Annotated in this window: 16 protein-coding genes; 9 read left to right on the top strand and 7 right to left on the bottom strand. The window is 42.8% G+C overall.

The genetic code is table 11. The annotated features are described in order from the left end of the window. Positions 1–29 precede the first annotated feature (29 nt). Complete coding sequence (locus QH73_RS09600) at positions 30–506, top strand: hypothetical protein (RefSeq protein WP_015154444.1); 477 nt, start codon at positions 30–32, stop codon at positions 504–506. 72 nt (positions 507–578) lie between these two features. Here the strand turns inward: QH73_RS09600 and QH73_RS09595 are convergent, their stop codons facing one another. Next, positions 579–1,472, bottom strand: coding sequence for an SGNH/GDSL hydrolase family protein (locus QH73_RS09595; protein WP_039716606.1), 894 nt, complete (start codon positions 1,470–1,472; stop codon positions 579–581). Between the two features lie 153 nt (positions 1,473–1,625). On the opposite strand from QH73_RS09595, the gene QH73_RS09590 reads away from it, so the two are divergent. The 5 genes from QH73_RS09590 to QH73_RS09570 all read left to right on the top strand — a co-directional run bounded on the left by QH73_RS09590 (position 1,626) and on the right by QH73_RS09570 (position 6,467). Then, positions 1,626–3,515: a tetratricopeptide repeat protein gene (locus tag QH73_RS09590; RefSeq protein ID WP_039716607.1), complete on the top strand. Its 1,890-nt coding sequence runs from the start codon at positions 1,626–1,628 to the stop codon at positions 3,513–3,515. Positions 3,516–3,542: 27 nt separating this feature from the next. Next, a complete protein-coding gene (locus QH73_RS09585; RefSeq protein ID WP_039716608.1) occupies positions 3,543–4,442 on the top strand; it encodes a glycine betaine ABC transporter substrate-binding protein in 900 nt (299 codons plus the stop codon). Between the two features lie 142 nt (positions 4,443–4,584). Then, positions 4,585–5,268, top strand: a complete 684-nt coding sequence (locus tag QH73_RS09580) for a phytochelatin synthase family protein (RefSeq protein WP_236146983.1) — start codon at positions 4,585–4,587, stop codon at positions 5,266–5,268. A 56-nt stretch (positions 5,269–5,324) separates the two neighbouring features. Beyond that, positions 5,325–5,915, top strand: coding sequence for a TetR/AcrR family transcriptional regulator (locus QH73_RS09575; RefSeq protein WP_039716610.1), 591 nt, complete (start codon positions 5,325–5,327; stop codon positions 5,913–5,915). A 6-nt stretch (positions 5,916–5,921) separates the two neighbouring features. Next, the gene (locus QH73_RS09570; RefSeq protein ID WP_039716611.1) at positions 5,922–6,467 is read left to right on the top strand and encodes a 5-formyltetrahydrofolate cyclo-ligase; all 546 of its coding nucleotides are present in this window, start codon (positions 5,922–5,924) and stop codon (positions 6,465–6,467) included. A 50-nt stretch (positions 6,468–6,517) separates the two neighbouring features. Here QH73_RS09570 and QH73_RS09565 read toward each other — a convergent pair whose 3' ends face one another. Then, positions 6,518–6,979 (bottom strand): rhodanese-like domain-containing protein, encoded by a 462-nt coding sequence (locus QH73_RS09565; RefSeq protein ID WP_039716612.1) that lies wholly within the window; start codon positions 6,977–6,979, stop codon positions 6,518–6,520. A 145-nt stretch (positions 6,980–7,124) separates the two neighbouring features. Between QH73_RS09565 and QH73_RS09560 the strand changes: the two genes are divergently transcribed. Both QH73_RS09560 and QH73_RS09555 read left to right on the top strand, forming a co-directional pair. After that, the gene (locus tag QH73_RS09560; RefSeq protein ID WP_039716613.1) at positions 7,125–7,442 is read left to right on the top strand and encodes a hypothetical protein; all 318 of its coding nucleotides are present in this window, start codon (positions 7,125–7,127) and stop codon (positions 7,440–7,442) included. Positions 7,443–7,448: 6 nt separating this feature from the next. Beyond that, positions 7,449–8,969 carry a bifunctional metallophosphatase/5'-nucleotidase gene (locus QH73_RS09555; RefSeq protein WP_039716614.1) on the top strand — a complete coding sequence of 507 codons (1,521 nt, stop codon included), beginning with the start codon at positions 7,449–7,451 and terminating at the stop codon, positions 8,967–8,969. Between the two features lie 200 nt (positions 8,970–9,169). Here QH73_RS09555 and QH73_RS29320 read toward each other — a convergent pair whose 3' ends face one another. The 3 genes from QH73_RS29320 to QH73_RS09535 form a co-directional block, all read right to left on the bottom strand. After that, a complete protein-coding gene (locus tag QH73_RS29320; RefSeq protein ID WP_374189020.1) occupies positions 9,170–9,559 on the bottom strand; it encodes a tetratricopeptide repeat protein in 390 nt (129 codons plus the stop codon). Positions 9,560–9,645: 86 nt separating this feature from the next. Beyond that, positions 9,646–11,004, bottom strand: a complete 1,359-nt coding sequence (locus tag QH73_RS09545; RefSeq protein ID WP_039716616.1) for a flavin monoamine oxidase family protein — start codon at positions 11,002–11,004, stop codon at positions 9,646–9,648. A gap of 1,122 nt (positions 11,005–12,126) precedes the next feature. Further along, positions 12,127–13,260, bottom strand: a complete 1,134-nt coding sequence (locus tag QH73_RS09535; RefSeq protein ID WP_039717667.1) for a cob(I)yrinic acid a,c-diamide adenosyltransferase — start codon at positions 13,258–13,260, stop codon at positions 12,127–12,129. A 236-nt stretch (positions 13,261–13,496) separates the two neighbouring features. On the opposite strand from QH73_RS09535, the gene QH73_RS09530 reads away from it, so the two are divergent. Then, positions 13,497–14,276 (top strand): ABC transporter permease, encoded by a 780-nt coding sequence (locus QH73_RS09530; RefSeq protein WP_039716617.1) that lies wholly within the window; start codon positions 13,497–13,499, stop codon positions 14,274–14,276. A 327-nt stretch (positions 14,277–14,603) separates the two neighbouring features. Here the strand turns inward: QH73_RS09530 and QH73_RS09525 are convergent, their stop codons facing one another. Both QH73_RS09525 and QH73_RS09520 read right to left on the bottom strand, forming a co-directional pair. Next, a complete protein-coding gene (locus tag QH73_RS09525; protein WP_039716618.1) occupies positions 14,604–15,815 on the bottom strand; it encodes an endo-1,4-beta-xylanase in 1,212 nt (403 codons plus the stop codon). A gap of 224 nt (positions 15,816–16,039) precedes the next feature. Beyond that, complete coding sequence (locus QH73_RS09520) at positions 16,040–17,155, bottom strand: glycosyltransferase family 4 protein (RefSeq protein ID WP_039716619.1); 1,116 nt, start codon at positions 17,153–17,155, stop codon at positions 16,040–16,042. Positions 17,156–17,249 lie beyond the last annotated feature (94 nt).

Here is a 17,249-nt window from a genome sequence, read left to right as displayed (position 1 = left end):
GTGCAACTCTTCTTGCATATAATTAGGTTATGGCGAAATATACTCTCCCCCAAGCTCCAGAAGTTGTCCTGAATGTCTCTGGTAAAGATTCAGCTAAAGCTCGCGATAAAGCGATGGATCGGTTGATGGAACTAATTGATGCTGGGGAACTACCCACCGATTTAGCGGAGGGATTTAGTTCGCAGCAATTGATTGAAGTCAAAGAACAGCCGATGGATAATCTCAGTAGCGATGAGGATGCAATTACCCAAGCCGTACAGATACTTAATAACTTAGCTACCTTAAAGCTGAAGGTACAAGAATCTCGCACGGAGGCGTTGGAAATTCGTAAAGCGGTTGACGTGCTATTTACCGATAAATCTGTTAGTGATGAAGAAATTGCCCGATTAAAGGAAGGATTTAAAGTATTGAAAACTTTTGCTCAAGCCAATGTCCGCTATCAGGAAGCAAAAGCTAAGGCAGAAGAAGCGCGAAAAGTGCTAGACGAAGCTTTAAAATCTAACTGAAGTTTTCATATGTTGCGCGAATAATGCAGAACTACACAGACGAAACCTGTTGAAACGGGTTAATACTTGTTTTCAATTGGCATAAGCAGACTGAGTTTGTGTAGTTGCAGATTTTAACCTGTTAGCAACTGTTTCTGCTAACAATTTATGGGCAGCAGTGGAGGGATGGATATCATCCCAAAATAAATATTTATCGGGGTTGGAACAAATCATATATTGGCTAAGTTCGCCATTTAAACAGGTATTCATAACATCGAGAAAGCCAAATTTAGTTGGCTCGTTCATAACTCGATTAAATAGAGCGTTGACATCATAATAAATAATATTGGGTTCAGATTTAAGCTGTTGCTGTAAGTTCTTCAAAGCATCAGCTAGCTGAGAGTTGTGCTTTTGAGTTAGTTGGCTTAGGATTTCAGATTGTTGTGTATTGCGCGTTCCTGGTAGTTTACCTAAATCTGGCAGATTAACCACTAAAATGTTTTTTGCGCCAAGTTTAACCAGAGATTTGACAGCTTCAACTGAATTATTGACTGGTCGATTTGTGTCATTTCCACCTCCTAAATAATCATTTGCTCCAGCCCAGATTATGTATAAAGCATTATTAGAGGTAGAGGAATGACTAGCTTGATAGCGATCGATTTGTGCCAGCAATCCTAGAGGAACCTCCTGTGAATTACCTGTGGTAGCGCCACCGTAAGCAAAATTAGTATCGGGATTAGCGTTTAATTTCAATTGTTGAGCGAGATATTCCGTCCAAACTAAACCATCTGCATATCTGCCGCGAAAATAAGGTGGACTGGGTGGAAATTGTCCTTGGGAAGCTTTAAACACATTGCCAGGATCGGAAAGGCTGTCGCCAAAAACATAAATTTGGGCGACATTTTGCGTTCGAGCCGAATTAGATAATTGAAATAGAACGGCAGCGATCGCGCTTATCGTGGCAACTAATACAATTTTTCGGAACATAGGAGTGAGGAGTGAGGAGTGAGGAGCGAGGAGCGAGGAGCGAGGAGCGAGGAGCGAGGAGTGAAGGGTTAGGATAATGAAATAATAAGCAACAACCGTCAACCATCAACCGTCAACCATCAACCATCAACCGTCAACCAACTACCAACTACCATGTCCGATTCTCTATCTCATTCCAATCCTCCGACGCTGCGCGATCGCTACTTGGCGTTGATAGACCAGATCGTACAAATTACCCTGAAAGGTCAAATTCGTTCTAAAGAGCAAGTCTATCAAATGCTAGCGCAACAAGTCGTTCCTGGTACGGCGGAGATTTTCGAGCGCTGTTTAGACGAACGCACAATGGAGATCGAACATGAGATTGAGACGGTAAAGGATGAATTAAAGCAAGCGAAAGCAACTCGTTCCCAAAGAGCAATCAAAACGATCGCAAGCGAATGGGAACGCGCCGCCGCCCAAAATCGAGCCGCTAGCGCGATCGCTAAAGCAGCAGAACAGATCGCCTCTTCCGAACCAGCCTATTTACTTGCCGATTTATTACAAGTTATCGATCCAAATCAAAAGCAAGCACTGACGATCGCCCAACTCAAACAATTAGCTGCGGCTTTAAAACAACAAGCAAGTGAAATCGATCCAGAAATGGCGGCGGAGGTGCAACAAGTGGCGATGGGGATCGATCGCGGCTTGCAGTCTTGGCAGCATTTGGAAGGATATTTAGTCAGCTGGGTGTACGATGCAGGGCAAAGCGCGATCGGTTTTGAGAACGTACCAGGACAACGCGGACCTTGGGCGCTGTGGGCAAAACAAGTTAATAGTCCGATTCCCCAAGCATTATTTCAAACTCTGGCTTTAGAGCAATCTCTATTAGAATGGACGACTCAGCAATATTTCCAACTCGATGATTGGGTGGAAATGGCGCTGATTTTGCAGTTTTTGCAACGGGGTTTGGTTGGATGGACGGAACAGCGAATTTACGATGCCAAGCTGGGGTCAAGTCTAGCAATCTCTTGCTTTCTCACGTTTGCTGCTGTTTGGGGTGAGCTAGCTAATGGCTTCATGCAAGCAACTCGCCTCAATTCCAGCCATCGCGAACGGCTAGCGGATGGTTGTTTTCAGATTGCACTGCAAATTTTACGCGCCTTTGCTCAAAAGCAATACTTTCCCCTCTACGGTGGTGTTTTTGCTTCGTTCAATGGCGGACACCTACAATCTGCCCTTGACTATTTAGATTTACCTTTACGGCAAGTCGAAGGCACTCAGGAAAAAGCTCGAATTTTGACACTTTTAGGTTATTCGCAGCAGGCTGTGGGAAATTATCACCAAGCAACCCAGTTTTACGATCGCGCTTTGGAAATTGCCCGTGCTGCGGAGGATGTACCTTGTGAGATTGCCGATTTAAATCATCTCAGCCGAATTTGTGTAGCAAAGAAACAATACGACGAAGCGATTAATTACAGCCAGCGGGCGCTACTTCTCAGCCGCCAGGTAGGAGACAAGTTAGGTGAAGCCAATGCTTTAGCGAATTTGGGCTACAGTGAGGTATATTCGGCTCAGGCTATTGAAAGGTCAGAACCAGAAGTTTATGAAATGGCGATCGGTTACTTACAACAAGGATTGAAGCTATCTCAGCAGTTAAACGACAGACAAAGCTTGTCATTATGTTGCAGTAGCCTTGGTGCAGCGCATTTAATTTTATCTCAACCTGAAGCTGCGATCGATTATCTGCAAGCTGGATTTCAAGCCGCTCAAGCTTCCGGCGATTTGTACCTTCAAGGACTCAACTTAGTTAACTTAGCAGAAGCATATTATGGCTTACAACAACAAGAAAAAGCAATTTACGTTGGTTGTATAGGCATGTATATGTTAGAGCGGATTGCTTCTCCTGAGTGGCGACAAGCAGCAGGTTTGTTGACTGTATTACAAGGGCAAATGGGACAAGAGGCTTTTCAAAAAGTGTTGGCACAATATCGATCGCAATTTATGACTGCGATCGGTGTAGATGGTTACGATTATATTCCGCAATTGTTGTCGAATTACCGTTAATCTTGTCAAGAATAAATCTTATGAAACATGAAAAAATTTATTCTTCTATGTTTAATTACTGTGAGTTTGGTGTTGGCGATTGCCAGTTGCAATCCTAACACTTCTGAGGGTATCGGTGAGATTGTCGTTGCTTCCAAAAATTTTACCGAACAAAATATTTTAGGCGAACTATTAGCGCAACAAATTGAATCTGCGGCTGGACTTAAAGTCGCTCGTCGTCTAGATTTAGGAGGAACGTTTGTTTGCCATCAAGCAATGCTCGCCGGACAAGTTGATGCTTATATCGAATATACGGGAACGGCATTTACAACTATTTTAAAACAAAAGCCAATTAGCGATCCAAAAGCTGTTTATCAGCAGGTAAAATCTGGCTACGAGCAGTTTCAATTAGAAGTTACCCCAGCTTTAGGATTTGAAAATACCTTTGCCATGATTATTCGTGGAGAAGATGCCCGCAAGCATAATCTTCGCACTCTCTCGCAAGCTGCCCAATACACACCCCAGTGGCAAGCTGGCTTCGGCTATGAATTTATCAGCCGCGAGGATGGGTTTCCAGGATTAGCAAAGACATACGATCTGAAGTTAAATAAACCACCCCGCGTGATGGATTTGGGCTTAATTTATCGAGCAATAATTGATAAACAAGTAGATATAGTTGCAGGTAACTCTACCGATGCTCAAATCGCCCGTTTAGATTTAACTATTCTGCAAGATGATAAGGGTTATTTTCCTCCCTATGAAGCAACTCCTATCGTGCGACAGGCAACTTTGAAAAAGTATCCCAAACTACATCAGGCGATCGCACAACTAGGTGGAAAGATTAATGAAGAGGAAATGCGCAATTTAAATTATCAAGTCGAAGGGGAATTTCGCGATATTAAGGAAGTCGTGCGCGAATTTTTAGTTGCAAAGGGTTTGATAAAGTAGGAGGCTGAAAAATCAGTTATCAGTTATCAGGGAGCAGGGAGCAGGGAGTAGGGAAGAGGGAACAGAAATGACAAATGACGAATGACAAATGATAATCAAGACGTTTGCTTCACTAATTAAGTTTGGCGCAGTCGCGTTGTTTATGGCTGGCGATAGCGTATCGACGCAGACACTACCCTTACCTAATAATTTAATCTCCTTCAACTCCGAAACAGGAGAACAATTATTACTACAAAGTAAAGCGCGGGAAGATTTTTGGGATTTGAGTACGCAGTATGTTACCCAAAATACTCAAGCTTATTGTGGAGTCGCCAGTATAGTGATGGTATTAAATGCCCTCTCAATTCCTGCTCCTATTGCTCCTGAGTATACGCCTTATCGAGTATTTACCCAGGCAAATTTTTTTAATAATGCTCAAACTAGAAAAGTTCTTGCACCTGAAGTTGTTGCCCGTCAAGGTATGACTTTAGAACAGTTAGGGCAGCTACTTGCTAGTTATGCTGTAGAAGCTAAAGTTTATCACAGTACTGATACTAATCTAGAGCAGTTTCGTCAGCTTGTCGCACAGAATTTACGCCAAGAAAATAACTTTGTCTTGGTTAATTACTTACGTCGCAAAATTGGACAAGAAAGAGGCGGACATATTTCTCCTATCGCCGCCTATAACCAACAAACAGATCGGTTTTTAATTCTCGATGTTTCTCGCTATAAATATCCCCCAGTATGGGTAAAAGCAACGGATTTATGGCAAGCAATGGACACAACAGACAGGGTGTCAGGTAAGACGAGGGGATTTGTGTTGGTGAGTAAGAAAGTCAAAAGTTAAAAGAGGTGTATCGTCTCATCACTCAATTCCCGAGCGAATAAACAATATTCATATTAATGCCACGCACTCCAAGCGAAAACGAACGCATCCGTCGCGCCACCACAGAACAGATTCTTAAAACAGCTATGACTCTGTTCTGTGAGAAGGGCTACTATTCTACGTCAATTGATGACGTTGCCAAGCAAGCTCAGATCTCAAAAGGGCTGCTCTATCACTACTTTAAAGGCAAAGAAGATTTACTGGCGGCGCTAGTCGATCTCCGAATCAACGATGTTTTAGTGGTGATGAATGCGGCTGTAGCCAAAACAACCCCTTCCGAACAAATTCAGCATATTATTGAAGGCGCGCTCGAAGATGTCAGCCGCCAACCTGAAGTCTTCCGATTCTATCTAAATTTGTTTACTCAACCGCGTCTCGATCCAGTGGTGGCAAAATACAGCCAGAAGTTGATGGACGAGCAAGCAAGGCAATTTGAAATTCAGACTGACATGTTTGTCCGGCTTGGAGTCGCAGAACCGCGACAGCGATCGCTTTATTTTTCCTCAACGCTCCAAGGTATTATGCTAATGTTTTCGACCTATCCTAATAGCTTTCCATTAGAAAAACTTAAGGCTCAAGCGATCGCGGAGTTTTGTAATAACAAATAAATAATCATGGATAAAGTAGAGTTGAGGCGATCGCTACTTCAAAAACGTAAATCATTATCTCAGCAAGAATGGCGCGAAAAAAGCGATCGGATTGTCTCCCATCTGCTTGCTTCACCCTTATTTAGCCAAGGCAAAACCATTCTCGCTTATTTCAGTTGTCGTCAAGAACCCGATCTAAATTCCTTATTTCACCATAATCATTACAACTGGGGACTGCCGCGTTGTGTCGGCGAAAATTTAGCTTGGCACATTTGGCAACCTGGGGATGAAATTCAAGTTGGCGCGTATGGAATTTACGAACCCCTTCCCACAACTCCCACCGTATCACCCTCAGCAGTCGATTTAATCATCGTTCCAGCAGTTGCTTGCGATTATCGCGGCTATCGCTTAGGTTACGGTGGCGGTTACTACGATCGCCTCCTATCTTCTCCCGTATGGCGATCGAAACCTACCATCGGCATTGTATTTGAATTTGCCTACCTACCCCAACTCCCCACAGATCCTTGGGACATTCCACTACATGCTGTCTGTACTGAAAAAGGACTAGGGTAAGAAGTCAAAAGTCAAAAGTCAAAATATTACTTACTGATAACTGTCAACTGTCAACTGTCAACTGAAGCACGATATCGAGCCTTTAACAATCTGCCCCAATTAGCATTGTAGGGATGAACTTGAACGGTTGGGCGATCGCCTTGAAAAACTGCGTTGCCTTCATTCACCCATTGAAAAATGCTGCCTTCGAGGTTGTAAACATTCGTAAATCCAGATTGTTCGAGTTGCTGGGCAATTCTGGCGCTGCGATAGCCGATAGAGCAATATACGACCACAGGTACATCCTTATCCACAGCAATTTCCTCTAAGTTAGGATGATACGGATCGATGCGCTGGGCTTGCGGAAGATGGCTAGTCTGATATTCTGCCTCAGTTCGGGCATCGAGTAAAAGCGGCTGCGGCTGAGTGCGATCGCGCAACCACCCTACCAACTGTTGAGTCTTCAACCACTTCACAGTTGGAAACTTGCGTTGAATCCAGCGCTTAATCATGTAAAAAACGAGCGATCGCATTATTCATTTATCAGTTATCAGTTACCATTCATCTCTTACCCTACTCCCTGCTCCCTACTCCCTCATATTGTTTCAAAAAGTTTAAAGTTCCTAGAGTCTGGGGTGGTAACTGTTGTAATATTTGGCAACGCGATCGGGAGAACTAATGTTGGATTTACATATTATGGCGGAGTTTTCGCGCACCCACTGCGTTAGTATCTGTGCCTTTTTGGTTCCAGCAACTTTAATTGCTACTATAGCGACGATGATTTTCACGGCGCTGCGCCACCCTCAAGCGCGGGTTTGGCAAGCAGCAGGAGTAGCTGGCTTTTTTGCCCTAATCATGATTTTACACGTCGCAACCTGGCTATCAATTGGGGTGGTGATGGCTCCTACATACATCCTACTGGGACTTGCTAGCACCTGTTTGCTTACCAATTTGGGGATGATTGTGTTACAAAGACGCTTGGCGTTAAATATGTAACCGAAGATGAAATCATTCTCTGTCGCGTGGGGTTTGGTGCTGCAAATTGTAGCTTTATGTATCGCTAGCCCTGCGTTGGCTGAGGTAGTGGAGATCGCTCTGCTACATCTGAACGATGTTTATGAAATCGCCCCGGTGGAAGGGGGAAAACGAGGGGGATTAGCGCGGGTTGCGACTTTGCGACAAGAATTACTCAGCCAAAATCCTCGTACCTACACTGTACTAGCTGGAGATGCTTTTAGCCCCTCGGCTTTGGGGACTGCGAAAGTGAATGGTAAACCTTTGGCTGGTCAACAAATGGTAGCGGTGATGAATGCTGTTGGTTTCGACTACGCTACCTTTGGCAACCATGAATTTGATTTAGCCGAATCCGAGTTTTTACAACGCCTCAAAGAATCTCAATTTAAGTGGATATCTAGCAATGTCAGGGATAGTCAAGATAAGTCTTTTCCTGGTGTGGCAGAATCGCAAATATTAAATGTAAAAAGCGATCGAGGTACAGTTATTAAAGTTGGTTTAATTGGATTAACGATAGATAGTAACAAACAAAGGTATGTCAGCTATGCCGATCCAATTCAAGCCGCCCGCACTCAAGTTGCAGCGCTTAAAGATAAAGTCGATTTGATTGTTGCTTTAACTCATTTAAATCTCGCTCAAGACCAAAAACTCGCCGCAGAAGTTCCAGAAATTGACTTGATTTTAGGGGGACACGAACATGAAAATATTCAACAATGGCGCGGGAACGATTTTACACCTTTATTTAAAGCCGATGCAAATGCGCGTAGCGTTTATATTCACAATTTGCGTTACAATACTGAGACAAAAAAACTATTAGTAGATTCTCAATTACAGTCAGTTACAGAAGCAATTCCTGAAGATCCTCGCGTGGCGAAAGTCGTGAATGCATGGATAGAAAAAGCATATCAGGGATTTAGGGCAGATGGCTTTGCTCCAGAAGAGGCGATCGCCACGACAAATATTGCTTTAGATGGTTTAGAATCTAGCGTCCGCAATCGCGCCACTAACCTCACCGCATTAATCGCTCAAGCGATGTTGCGAGAGGTTTATCAAGCAGATTTAGCTATATTTAACAGTGGTTCGATTCGGATTGACGATCTCATTCCCCCAGGAATAATTACCCAATACGATATGATTCGAGTCTTGCCATTTGGTGGTAAAGTTTTAGCTGTCGAAATAAAGGGAAGTTTGTTAGAAAAAGTTTTAGAACAAGGACAAGCTAACAGAGGTACGGGCGGTTTTTTACAAACAGCCAATGCGAGTAAGAAGCCCGATGTTGGGACTTGGATGATTGACGGCGAACCCCTCGATAAAGATAAGAATTACCGCGTAGCGATTAATGATTTTTTGATGAGCGGTCGAGAACAAGGGCTAGAATTTCTCAATTTTAAGCAAAAAGATGTCAGGTTAATTCATCAAATGCGCGATTTACGTTTTGTGGCGATCGATCGCCTTAAGGATAGTTTTACGGAGTCTGTCTTAAAGCGATACAAAAGTCCTTCTTTTTAATCATAGATTTCATCCAATACTGCTCGCAGGCGCAAACAATCCGCTCGACATCCCTCAAACGATCGGATCGATCGTGTCTGTTTGGTATTTTTTCCCAAAATGTATTTCGACCCCGCTTAATGTAGTGGATTTGACCTGGAGAACGCAGCCGAGCTAAAGCCCGGTTGATTGTAGACCAACTCACTTCAGGGTAAGCAAGCTCAAGTCTGCACACTGGAATTGATTAGGCGACTGCGCCAGAACTTTATACAAGATATGGATTCCTCACAAGCGGCGCGTGCTTCTTTATCTCGCCCCAGTTTCTCCAACACTCTGCTCTGCAAGCCCCAAGCGAAGTATTCATAGGAACGAATCTCTATGGCTCGCTCGCAAGCGGCGAGTGCTTCTTCATCTCGCCCTAGTTTCTCCAACACATTGCCCAACTTTTCCCAAGCCCGGAAATCATTAGGACGAAGCTCTATGTCTCGCTCACAGACAGCAAGTTCTTCCTCCCAGTCATCCCAGTCATCCGCTGGTATATACAGGTTGGTATAAGCTGCATGTACAATGCAAGTTAGACGATTTAGACAACCTTCGTCGGTTAGACCCATGTCAGCGCAATTAAAATCAATAGGGCAACTTTCCATCATGCGTCTCTATTAATGTTCCAGTTATGTTAAATATTCTAGAGTCATCTCTAAATAGCAGCGGCGGCGGCTTCACCCGTCTCAATTGCCCCTTCCATATATCCCTGCCAATCAGCTATATGTTCCCCTGCAAAGTGAACGTGTTTAAATCTTCTTTGCAAGACTGGACGAATATTAAACCACTGATTTTTACCGTAGAAAGCATAACTTCCTTTGGCAAACTCATCATTTCCCCAATAGTGATTGATTCGTTTTAGAGCATACCGTTCGGTATCGCCAAAGATAGGTTTTAACGCACTTTCAACTAATGCATTTCTCCCCAGTTCGGATTGTCTAGCAAAGATATCGGCTTTATCGCCAATCGTGTAAGAGACTAATGCGCCTTTGGTAGAAGCTTGATTTTTGGTAGCATGATAGAAATAATGAGCGGGTCCATCGGTAATTAAGTCAAAGCTTTCATCTTGCCAAAATCTGCGATCGTATAACGTGGCATATTTATTGATCCGACTGTATTGTAATGCGTCGATCGCTTCTAATTTGTCTTCTGGTAACGCTGGATTCCAGCGAATACTTTTCATCACTGTCGTTGGCAGAGTACAGATAACTTTATCTGCACTAATTTTATCTCCATTGGCACAGGTGACTGTTACCGATCGCCCTGTTTGTTCGATTGCCACAACTGGACGATTTAGTAAAATTTTATCTCGCCCAATTCTAGCTGCTAAAGCTTGCGCTAATTTACTATTGCCTCCTTTAATTTTATAATCCATATGATATGTTTCTTGCGATTCGACATATTCATCTAGAGCAATAAAAGCAGAAGCGAACCGAATACTCTCGCCAAAATCAGTACTTTTAATTAGTTCAATAAAATCTAAGTCTTTATCTTTAATACCGTTGTCAACTAAATAACGCCACAAGTCAATCTTATCCAATTTCATTTTATCGAATTCGCTTAAATTGGAGTAAGCCTTTAACAAAATTTCTAATTTGTCATACCAAGCGTCGGAAAAATCCCATTCATCTTGACGAAAATATTTACCTTGATATAACAAATGAGTATGAAATTGATTATTTTGTAATTCTAACCCCAATTCTTGACAAAGAGAAATGACTCGCTGGTGGCAAGCACCAATCCACTCTGCACCTAGTTCGATAGTTAAGTTTTCACCTGCATCTATTGTTTGTGAATAAACACGCCCTCCTAAACGGGAACGTGCTTCTAAAATTGTTATATCGATACCTTTTTGAGATAAGAAATATCCTGCTGCCAGTCCCGATATTCCTGCACCGATAATAACTACTTTTGGTTTGTAGTTAATTGGCAGAAAGTGACAAAGTTTGGTGGCTGCTACAGCTTGAATCGGAGTAATAATTGCTTGTTCGATGAAGTTTCTGCGTGTCAGCATAACTTTTCATCTAATGGTAATTGGTTGGTTATCAGTTATCAGTTATCAGTTATCAGTTATCAGTTATCAATAGCAACTAATAACTTAGTAGGGTGGGCAGCGCCGACTACAAACCAAAACTGATTTAAACACCAGAAATAGTCGTGTGGGCAGCGCCCACCACTAAGTAAGACGGCAGCGCCCACCACAAACCAAAACTGATTCAAACGCCAGATATTTTCAGGCTTAACTCAAGTCCGAAAAATAGGCGCAAAAAATATTTATGTCTATGTAGACTTCACCATATAAGAATATGGCAATACTAAACCCTTATAACTGCGATCGCCTTCCAAAAGAAAACTAGCGGTTATCAGAAGAGAAGCTGAAATCGACGAGAAAAGATTTAAAACCTATGTTCAGTGCCAGCTATAACTTTAGACAGAAACACTCTAAATTTATTCGCTGCGATCGCGGCAACTGAAGGCAACAGCTATTATTGTCAGTAGTTGTCAGTCACCAAAGTTATCAGTCAGTCACCAATGACTAATGACCAATGACAGCCATAACGCTAAATCTTAATAAAGCGTTTCAGAAAAAATAGCTATATATCAGGTATTCCTGCTTGATAATACATAAAATTTGCCTTGTTTTTGTGCTTTGCAGCTAAAGGCTAGGAAATTCGCGCAATTTTTAGATAACCTGCCAATGATGACTCAGTTTCCCTTTAGCTTGTTTTGTTGCTTTCAGTTCTTAAGTCATAAAATTTTCTTGCTATTAGCAATAATAACAGTATAGCATTTAGGTTGTTTAGTCAACACTAAACAACTCGTAAAAATCGAAAAATGCTACAAGAGCTAGCGCTCAAACCAAGCTATATCAATACTTTCAACAGAAGAAACTACTTCTTTTTCCTAGTAAAAATATCGGTGAACATCATCAAATAACCGCCAATTAGGATCGCGATCGCAATGCCACCAGTAATCAGATCTAATGTTTGAGTGTTTTCCATTGTGTGGGGAGTTGTAGGGGCGGGTTTAGCAAATAGCTGGACAATTGAGGCAGTAAATCTTTGGTCAAAACCCGTCCGTACGGGAGCCGGGAGTCGAAGATTGCCTAGCGTTCAGTATCATCAACCATTAACCATTAAAAATCAACGCCGCTTTTGAGTTCTACTCCACTATTAGCATAGTGCTTGTGACAGTATACCTCGGAGTGAACTTCAGCCAAGTCGAAATAAGCGGGGGGAGTGTGACAGCGCCCAGTGATGATAATTTCCGTATCGCGGGGCTTGCGCAGTAGCGCTTGCATAATTGGCTCAATTGGCAGCAATTCTAAATCTACAGTTGGGTTCAGCTCGTCGAGGATAATAGTTTTGTATAAACCAGAAGCGATCGCCACTCTAGCAATTTCCCAACCGCGTTCGGCTTCTACATAGTCGAGTTCTTGCTGTTGTCCGCGCCAGACAATCGCATCGCGTCCGCAGCGCTGATGATCGACCAAATTCGGATAAGTTTGTTGTAAAGCCGCGATCGCGGCATCCTCAGTGTAGCCGCTACCACCTTTAAGCCATTGCATAATCAGAACGCGGTGGGAATTATCTTGACTAATCCCTCTGCCAATCGCTTGCAGTGCCTTACCCAGGGCGCTGGTAGACTTACCTTTACCCGCCCCCGTATAGATTTCAATTCCAGCAATTCCCTGCATCTCAGCTGTAGGGTGATGGTGCGGGCGCATTTCCGAGTGCAGATCGGCAATATCGAGCAGTTTTTGGGGTGCGCCGCGTCCTGTAGCGATAATTTCGATTTCTTCTAGCTTGGACTGGAGAACGCTGACAACTTCATCCACGGGTAGCAAACCTAAATCTAACACCGGATTGAGTTCGTCCAAAACGATCACGGAATATAAACCAGAAGCGATCGCCCCTTTAGCAATATCCCAGCCCCGCTGCGCCTCTAGGCGATCAAAACGGGTAATTTCATCGGGACCAAAAAATTCGGCTCGTCCCGTCCGTACTTGGTCGATTAAATGAGGAAAACCTTGTTGTAGAGCCTTAATTGCCCCATCTTCATCGTAAGCCCGTCCTGGTCCCTTAAGAAACCGCAGTAGCAAGACGCGGGTATCGTTGCGGCTGTGAATTCCCAAGCCAATCGATCGCAAAACCACGCCTAAAGCCGCTTGAGACTTACCTTTGCCCGCGCCATCGTAGACGTGAATTTGACCGACAACCCGCTGCGATCGCACCTGCGCCGTTTTTATTCCGATCCCATTCCTACTCACAGTCATCCCCTCTTGACGTGCCGTCTTAGATTGTAATTGTAACTGAAGCCTCTATCCTCTGGGCATTAGCAATTACAACAGTTAAAACAGTAAAGGAGTGGCTAGTGACTGGTGACTAGTGACTAGTAATTAAATCTTTTCTAGCCACCAACCACAAGCAAGGAGTGGCTAGTGACTGGTGACTAATCTTTTCTAGCCACTAGCCACTAGCCACTAACCACTAAATAACTGACAATATGAATCCAACTAGGGTGTTTACAATTGGCTCGAATGTGTTTCGGGAAGTGGTGCGCGATCGCATTCTCTATATCATCGCTCTATATGCTTTACTCTTGGGTGGGGCGGTGATGCTGATTCCCCAAATTGCCGGGGGGGCAGAGGATAAAATTATTCTGGATTTTGGTTTGGCGGCGATGAATGTTTTAGGTTTAATTGTCGCGGTGTTTGTCGGTACGGGATTGGTGAATAAAGAAATTGAAAAACGTACCGTGTTGGTATTAATTGCTAAACCTATCAGTCATAGCGAGTTTATTACGGGCAAACATTTAGGACTAGCAGCTGTTTTAGGTGCTTTGGTGACAGCCATGACAGTTATTTTCCTGGCTCTGCTGCAATTAAATCAGTTGGCTTATCCGCTAGGTAGCATACTTTTAGCAGTCGTTTATTTATTCTTGCAGTTATCTTTAATAACTGCGATCGCACTAGTTTTAGGAGTATTTACCAGTACAGTACTAGCTACTTTACTCTGTTTTGGTATTTATTTGATGGGAAATTTGAGTCAAGATTTATTAGAGTTTGGACGCTTGAGCAAAAATCCTGCGATCGAACAATTAGTGAGAAATTTGTATCTTGTCTTACCCGATCTATCGCGACTAGACTTAAAAAATCAAGCTGTTTATGGTTTTTCTGCCTTACCCGATGCAATGACGCTGATAACTAATGCTATCTATGGTGTGGTTTATACAGTATTAATGTTGGCGATCGCAATTATTGTGTTCTCTCGTCGTGAGTTTTAGATAAAAAAAGTGTGCTACTCATTGCTAGCCAGTAGCATTAATTCTGCCTGTTATGGCAAAGATGCGATTCCCCCTAATCCCCTTTAATAAGGGGGGACACTAATTCTGTTTGTTATGGCAAAGCTCCGATCCCCCCTAACCCCCCTTATCAAGGGGGGAAATAATGGGAAATAATGCTTTCCTTGATGAGGGGTAAAAATGATTGTGTTAATGAGAGAGAAACAATGCTTTCCTTAATAACCAGGGCAACAATGCTCCCCTTAAAAAGGGGGTTGGGGGGATCTTCTGCGGCGTAGACATAAAAAATTGGTCAAACAACTTTCACTTTTAAACTTGTGTTTGGAGTCTTCTCCATGCCAGCCAAAGTTTAGAAGATTTACGACGTTGTTTCAGCTGCTCGAAAGCAAGAGCAATCCCATTCCAAGCTAACTTACGATTCATCTCAGCATCATATGGTAGCGAACGTACTGGCGTGCCGTCTTCTCTAGGTGCATAGTTAGAAAGCCATGTATACTTATCGCTCAATCCCCAAGTAATTGCGCCCAAAACCGCTGGTTCCTCCAAGACTACCGAGAGAAACTGTTTGTAAACTTCGGCAACCATGCGATCGCGTACTTTAATGTCTGTCGGCATTCCTGCATCTCCAACATCCATTTCAGTGATAACGATCTTTAAACCCAGACTAGCAACATCACGCAAAAAAGTTTTCAGTTTTTTGGGGCTAAAATTATCTAATTTGCCTATATGAGATTGTAAACCTAAACCGTGTATGGGAGTATCTTTAGCTTTCAATCTTTCCAACCATTTTAATACCGCTGCTCGTCTTTCGTCATGATAGGGAATATCGTATTCCAAAGCGTTGTCGTTATATAGCAACAAAGCTTGCGGATCTGCGGCAGCAGCAGCACGAAATGCCATCTCAATATAATCGGGTCCTAAAAATTCTAACCACGGCGTTTTTCGCAATCCATCCGGTCGTTTATCGGAAGTTAAGATTGCTTCGTTCACTACAGACCAAAAATGAATCTTTTTAGCATAGCGTGTCACAACTTTATTGATATGTTGCAGTAGGATCTGTTCGGCATTTTGCTTATTCAGCTTTTCTTCCAACCACTGAGGCATATATTCATGCCATACCAAATGAGTAGCACCAACTAACATTTTGTGTTGGCGAGCGTAATCAATTAGCCAATCACCTTTGGTAAAGGCAAAAGTGTCTGCATCTGGACGAAGCGCACCCCATAATAAATCTTCTTCTGCCATTAAAATGGCACAATCTTGGCGAAATTTCGCATTCAGCGCTGCATCGTTGGTTAGTTTATGGTATCCTGTTGCTGCTCCAAAAAGAAATCTTTTGGCTGCTGCTCGATCGCGTAAACTTGCATTGCCGACAATCGTAAAATCTTGCGTTCCACTTTCTACTGCTTCAGCCTGTTGGCTCAAATTGTCAAGTTTCAGCAGTGGTGATACGCTTACACCTGCAAAGGTACTTAACCCTAGAGCAATTGCTAGCCGTCTTGTGATTTGCCGATGATTCATTGGTTTTACCGAAAAAATCTAGGTTGGAAACAGCGAGGTTATAAACCTACTTTTCGGACAGACACAGTTATTTAATTTTTTCTTTAAAATTGGTTGATAAGTTTTCTTATACCAATTATTACTGCTACCTACTTTCTGGTATGTAAGCTGTTACACTTTTAACTTCTATTCTCAGGGCGATCGCATTGCTCGCTACTATTAACTCTATACATTTTGACTTTTGACTACTGATTTTCCTGAAAGCCTAATACTAGATCGTAGATTTGCAATAGGAAACTGAAATAACTTTTGACATCCAAAGGCGTGACGCATTCCCTCGCCGCACTACCCAAAGCAAGTCTCAAGTTTTCATCCTGAATCAGCGATTCAATAGCAGTGGAAAGTTGTTGAATATCTCCAGGTTGGACTAATAAACCATTTTTTCCCGAGACAATCAAATCGGGAATCCCCCCTACTGGCGTTGTGATGACAGGTAATCCCCATCCCATTGCTTCTAGCAAAGCTAAGGGCAATCCTTCATTGTAAGTAGGTAAAATAAAGACATGCGCTTTGGTTAATAAAGCATCTCGTTGCTTTGGATTGAGCCAGTCATATATAGTAATGCGATCGCTAATATTACTAATATTTGAATGATAGCTCGTGACTAAATCGCGGGCTTTGTCAACCTCTCCATCTCCTGCCAAGATTAAATTTGCTTGGTTTCTTATCGGCTCAGGTAACATGGCAAAAGCGCGAATCAGATCGAAAGTGCCTTTACGCTGTCCGATGCGTCCTAAGAAAACAAGATTAATTTGGTTCGCCCGTTCTCGGTGAGGAACTTGAATTGGTAATTCAATTGGATTAGCCAGTACCAAAACTTGTTCTGGTTTTAAACCAAATTTATCCACATAGAAATTACGCCAACTATCGGAAACAGTAATGAAGCGATCGCACTGACTAAATGCCCACAGCAACCCTTGTCTAACATTCAAAGATAACCCCTGATAAAATTCATGAAACTCAGGACTATTAGAATGTAAAATCACGGGTTTACGAAATAAGAATTTAGCAATTAAAGTCACGATTGATTTGCGATAAGCACTGCCTCTCTCGGCTACATGCGCGTGAACGATATCCACTTTTTTCGTCAGTAGTACCAAGATAACCCGCACCAAGGCGATCGCAAACCCAAAAGCCTTTTGCATTGCCGAACCATCAACTGCCGTACCAATATGTTGAATTTGCACGTTAGCAGGAGCGTGTTTCAGCATATACTTTTCTAAAGTGACAATTCCTCCCTGCTTAGATAAGCTGTCTCCCACCATGAGAACATTAATTTGTTTTTCACCGCTCTTTTTCATATGCTAATTCCCACGATTTTAAATTGGTGTACGGGCGGGTTTCCACAGCAAAATCTGCGCAAACCATGTAACATTTGAAAACAAACCCGCCCCT

Origin of the sequence: Scytonema millei VB511283, assembly GCF_000817735.3 — a bacterium.
Classification (GTDB): domain Bacteria; phylum Cyanobacteriota; class Cyanobacteriia; order Cyanobacteriales; family Chroococcidiopsidaceae; genus Chroococcidiopsis; species Chroococcidiopsis millei_B.
Note: the sequence above shows the minus strand (reverse complement) of the source record. Positions and strands in the feature narration are given on the sequence as shown.

Excerpts from the sequence above, each read along its gene's own strand:
- QH73_RS09520 (WP_039716619.1), bottom strand. The coding sequence starts at position 17,155 with ATGAAAAAGAGCGGTGAAAAACAAATTAATGTTCTCATGGTGGGAGAC.
- QH73_RS09545 (WP_039716616.1), bottom strand. The coding sequence starts at position 11,004 with ATGCTGACACGCAGAAACTTCATCGAACAAGCAATTATTACTCCGATT.
- QH73_RS09585 (WP_039716608.1), top strand. The coding sequence starts at position 3,543 with ATGAAAAAATTTATTCTTCTATGTTTAATTACTGTGAGTTTGGTGTTG.
- QH73_RS09525 (WP_039716618.1), bottom strand. The coding sequence starts at position 15,815 with ATGAATCATCGGCAAATCACAAGACGGCTAGCAATTGCTCTAGGGTTA.
- QH73_RS09530 (WP_039716617.1), top strand. The coding sequence starts at position 13,497 with ATGAATCCAACTAGGGTGTTTACAATTGGCTCGAATGTGTTTCGGGAA.
- QH73_RS09575 (WP_039716610.1), top strand. The coding sequence starts at position 5,325 with ATGCCACGCACTCCAAGCGAAAACGAACGCATCCGTCGCGCCACCACA.
- QH73_RS09555 (WP_039716614.1), top strand. The coding sequence starts at position 7,449 with ATGAAATCATTCTCTGTCGCGTGGGGTTTGGTGCTGCAAATTGTAGCT.
- QH73_RS09560 (WP_039716613.1), top strand. The coding sequence starts at position 7,125 with ATGTTGGATTTACATATTATGGCGGAGTTTTCGCGCACCCACTGCGTT.
- QH73_RS09590 (WP_039716607.1), top strand. The coding sequence starts at position 1,626 with ATGTCCGATTCTCTATCTCATTCCAATCCTCCGACGCTGCGCGATCGC.
- QH73_RS09595 (WP_039716606.1), bottom strand. The coding sequence starts at position 1,472 with ATGTTCCGAAAAATTGTATTAGTTGCCACGATAAGCGCGATCGCTGCC.
- QH73_RS09570 (WP_039716611.1), top strand. The coding sequence starts at position 5,922 with ATGGATAAAGTAGAGTTGAGGCGATCGCTACTTCAAAAACGTAAATCA.
- QH73_RS09565 (WP_039716612.1), bottom strand. The coding sequence starts at position 6,979 with ATGCGATCGCTCGTTTTTTACATGATTAAGCGCTGGATTCAACGCAAG.
- QH73_RS09580 (WP_236146983.1), top strand. The coding sequence starts at position 4,585 with ATGGCTGGCGATAGCGTATCGACGCAGACACTACCCTTACCTAATAAT.
- QH73_RS09600 (WP_015154444.1), top strand. The coding sequence starts at position 30 with ATGGCGAAATATACTCTCCCCCAAGCTCCAGAAGTTGTCCTGAATGTC.
- QH73_RS29320 (WP_374189020.1), bottom strand. The coding sequence starts at position 9,559 with ATGGGTCTAACCGACGAAGGTTGTCTAAATCGTCTAACTTGCATTGTA.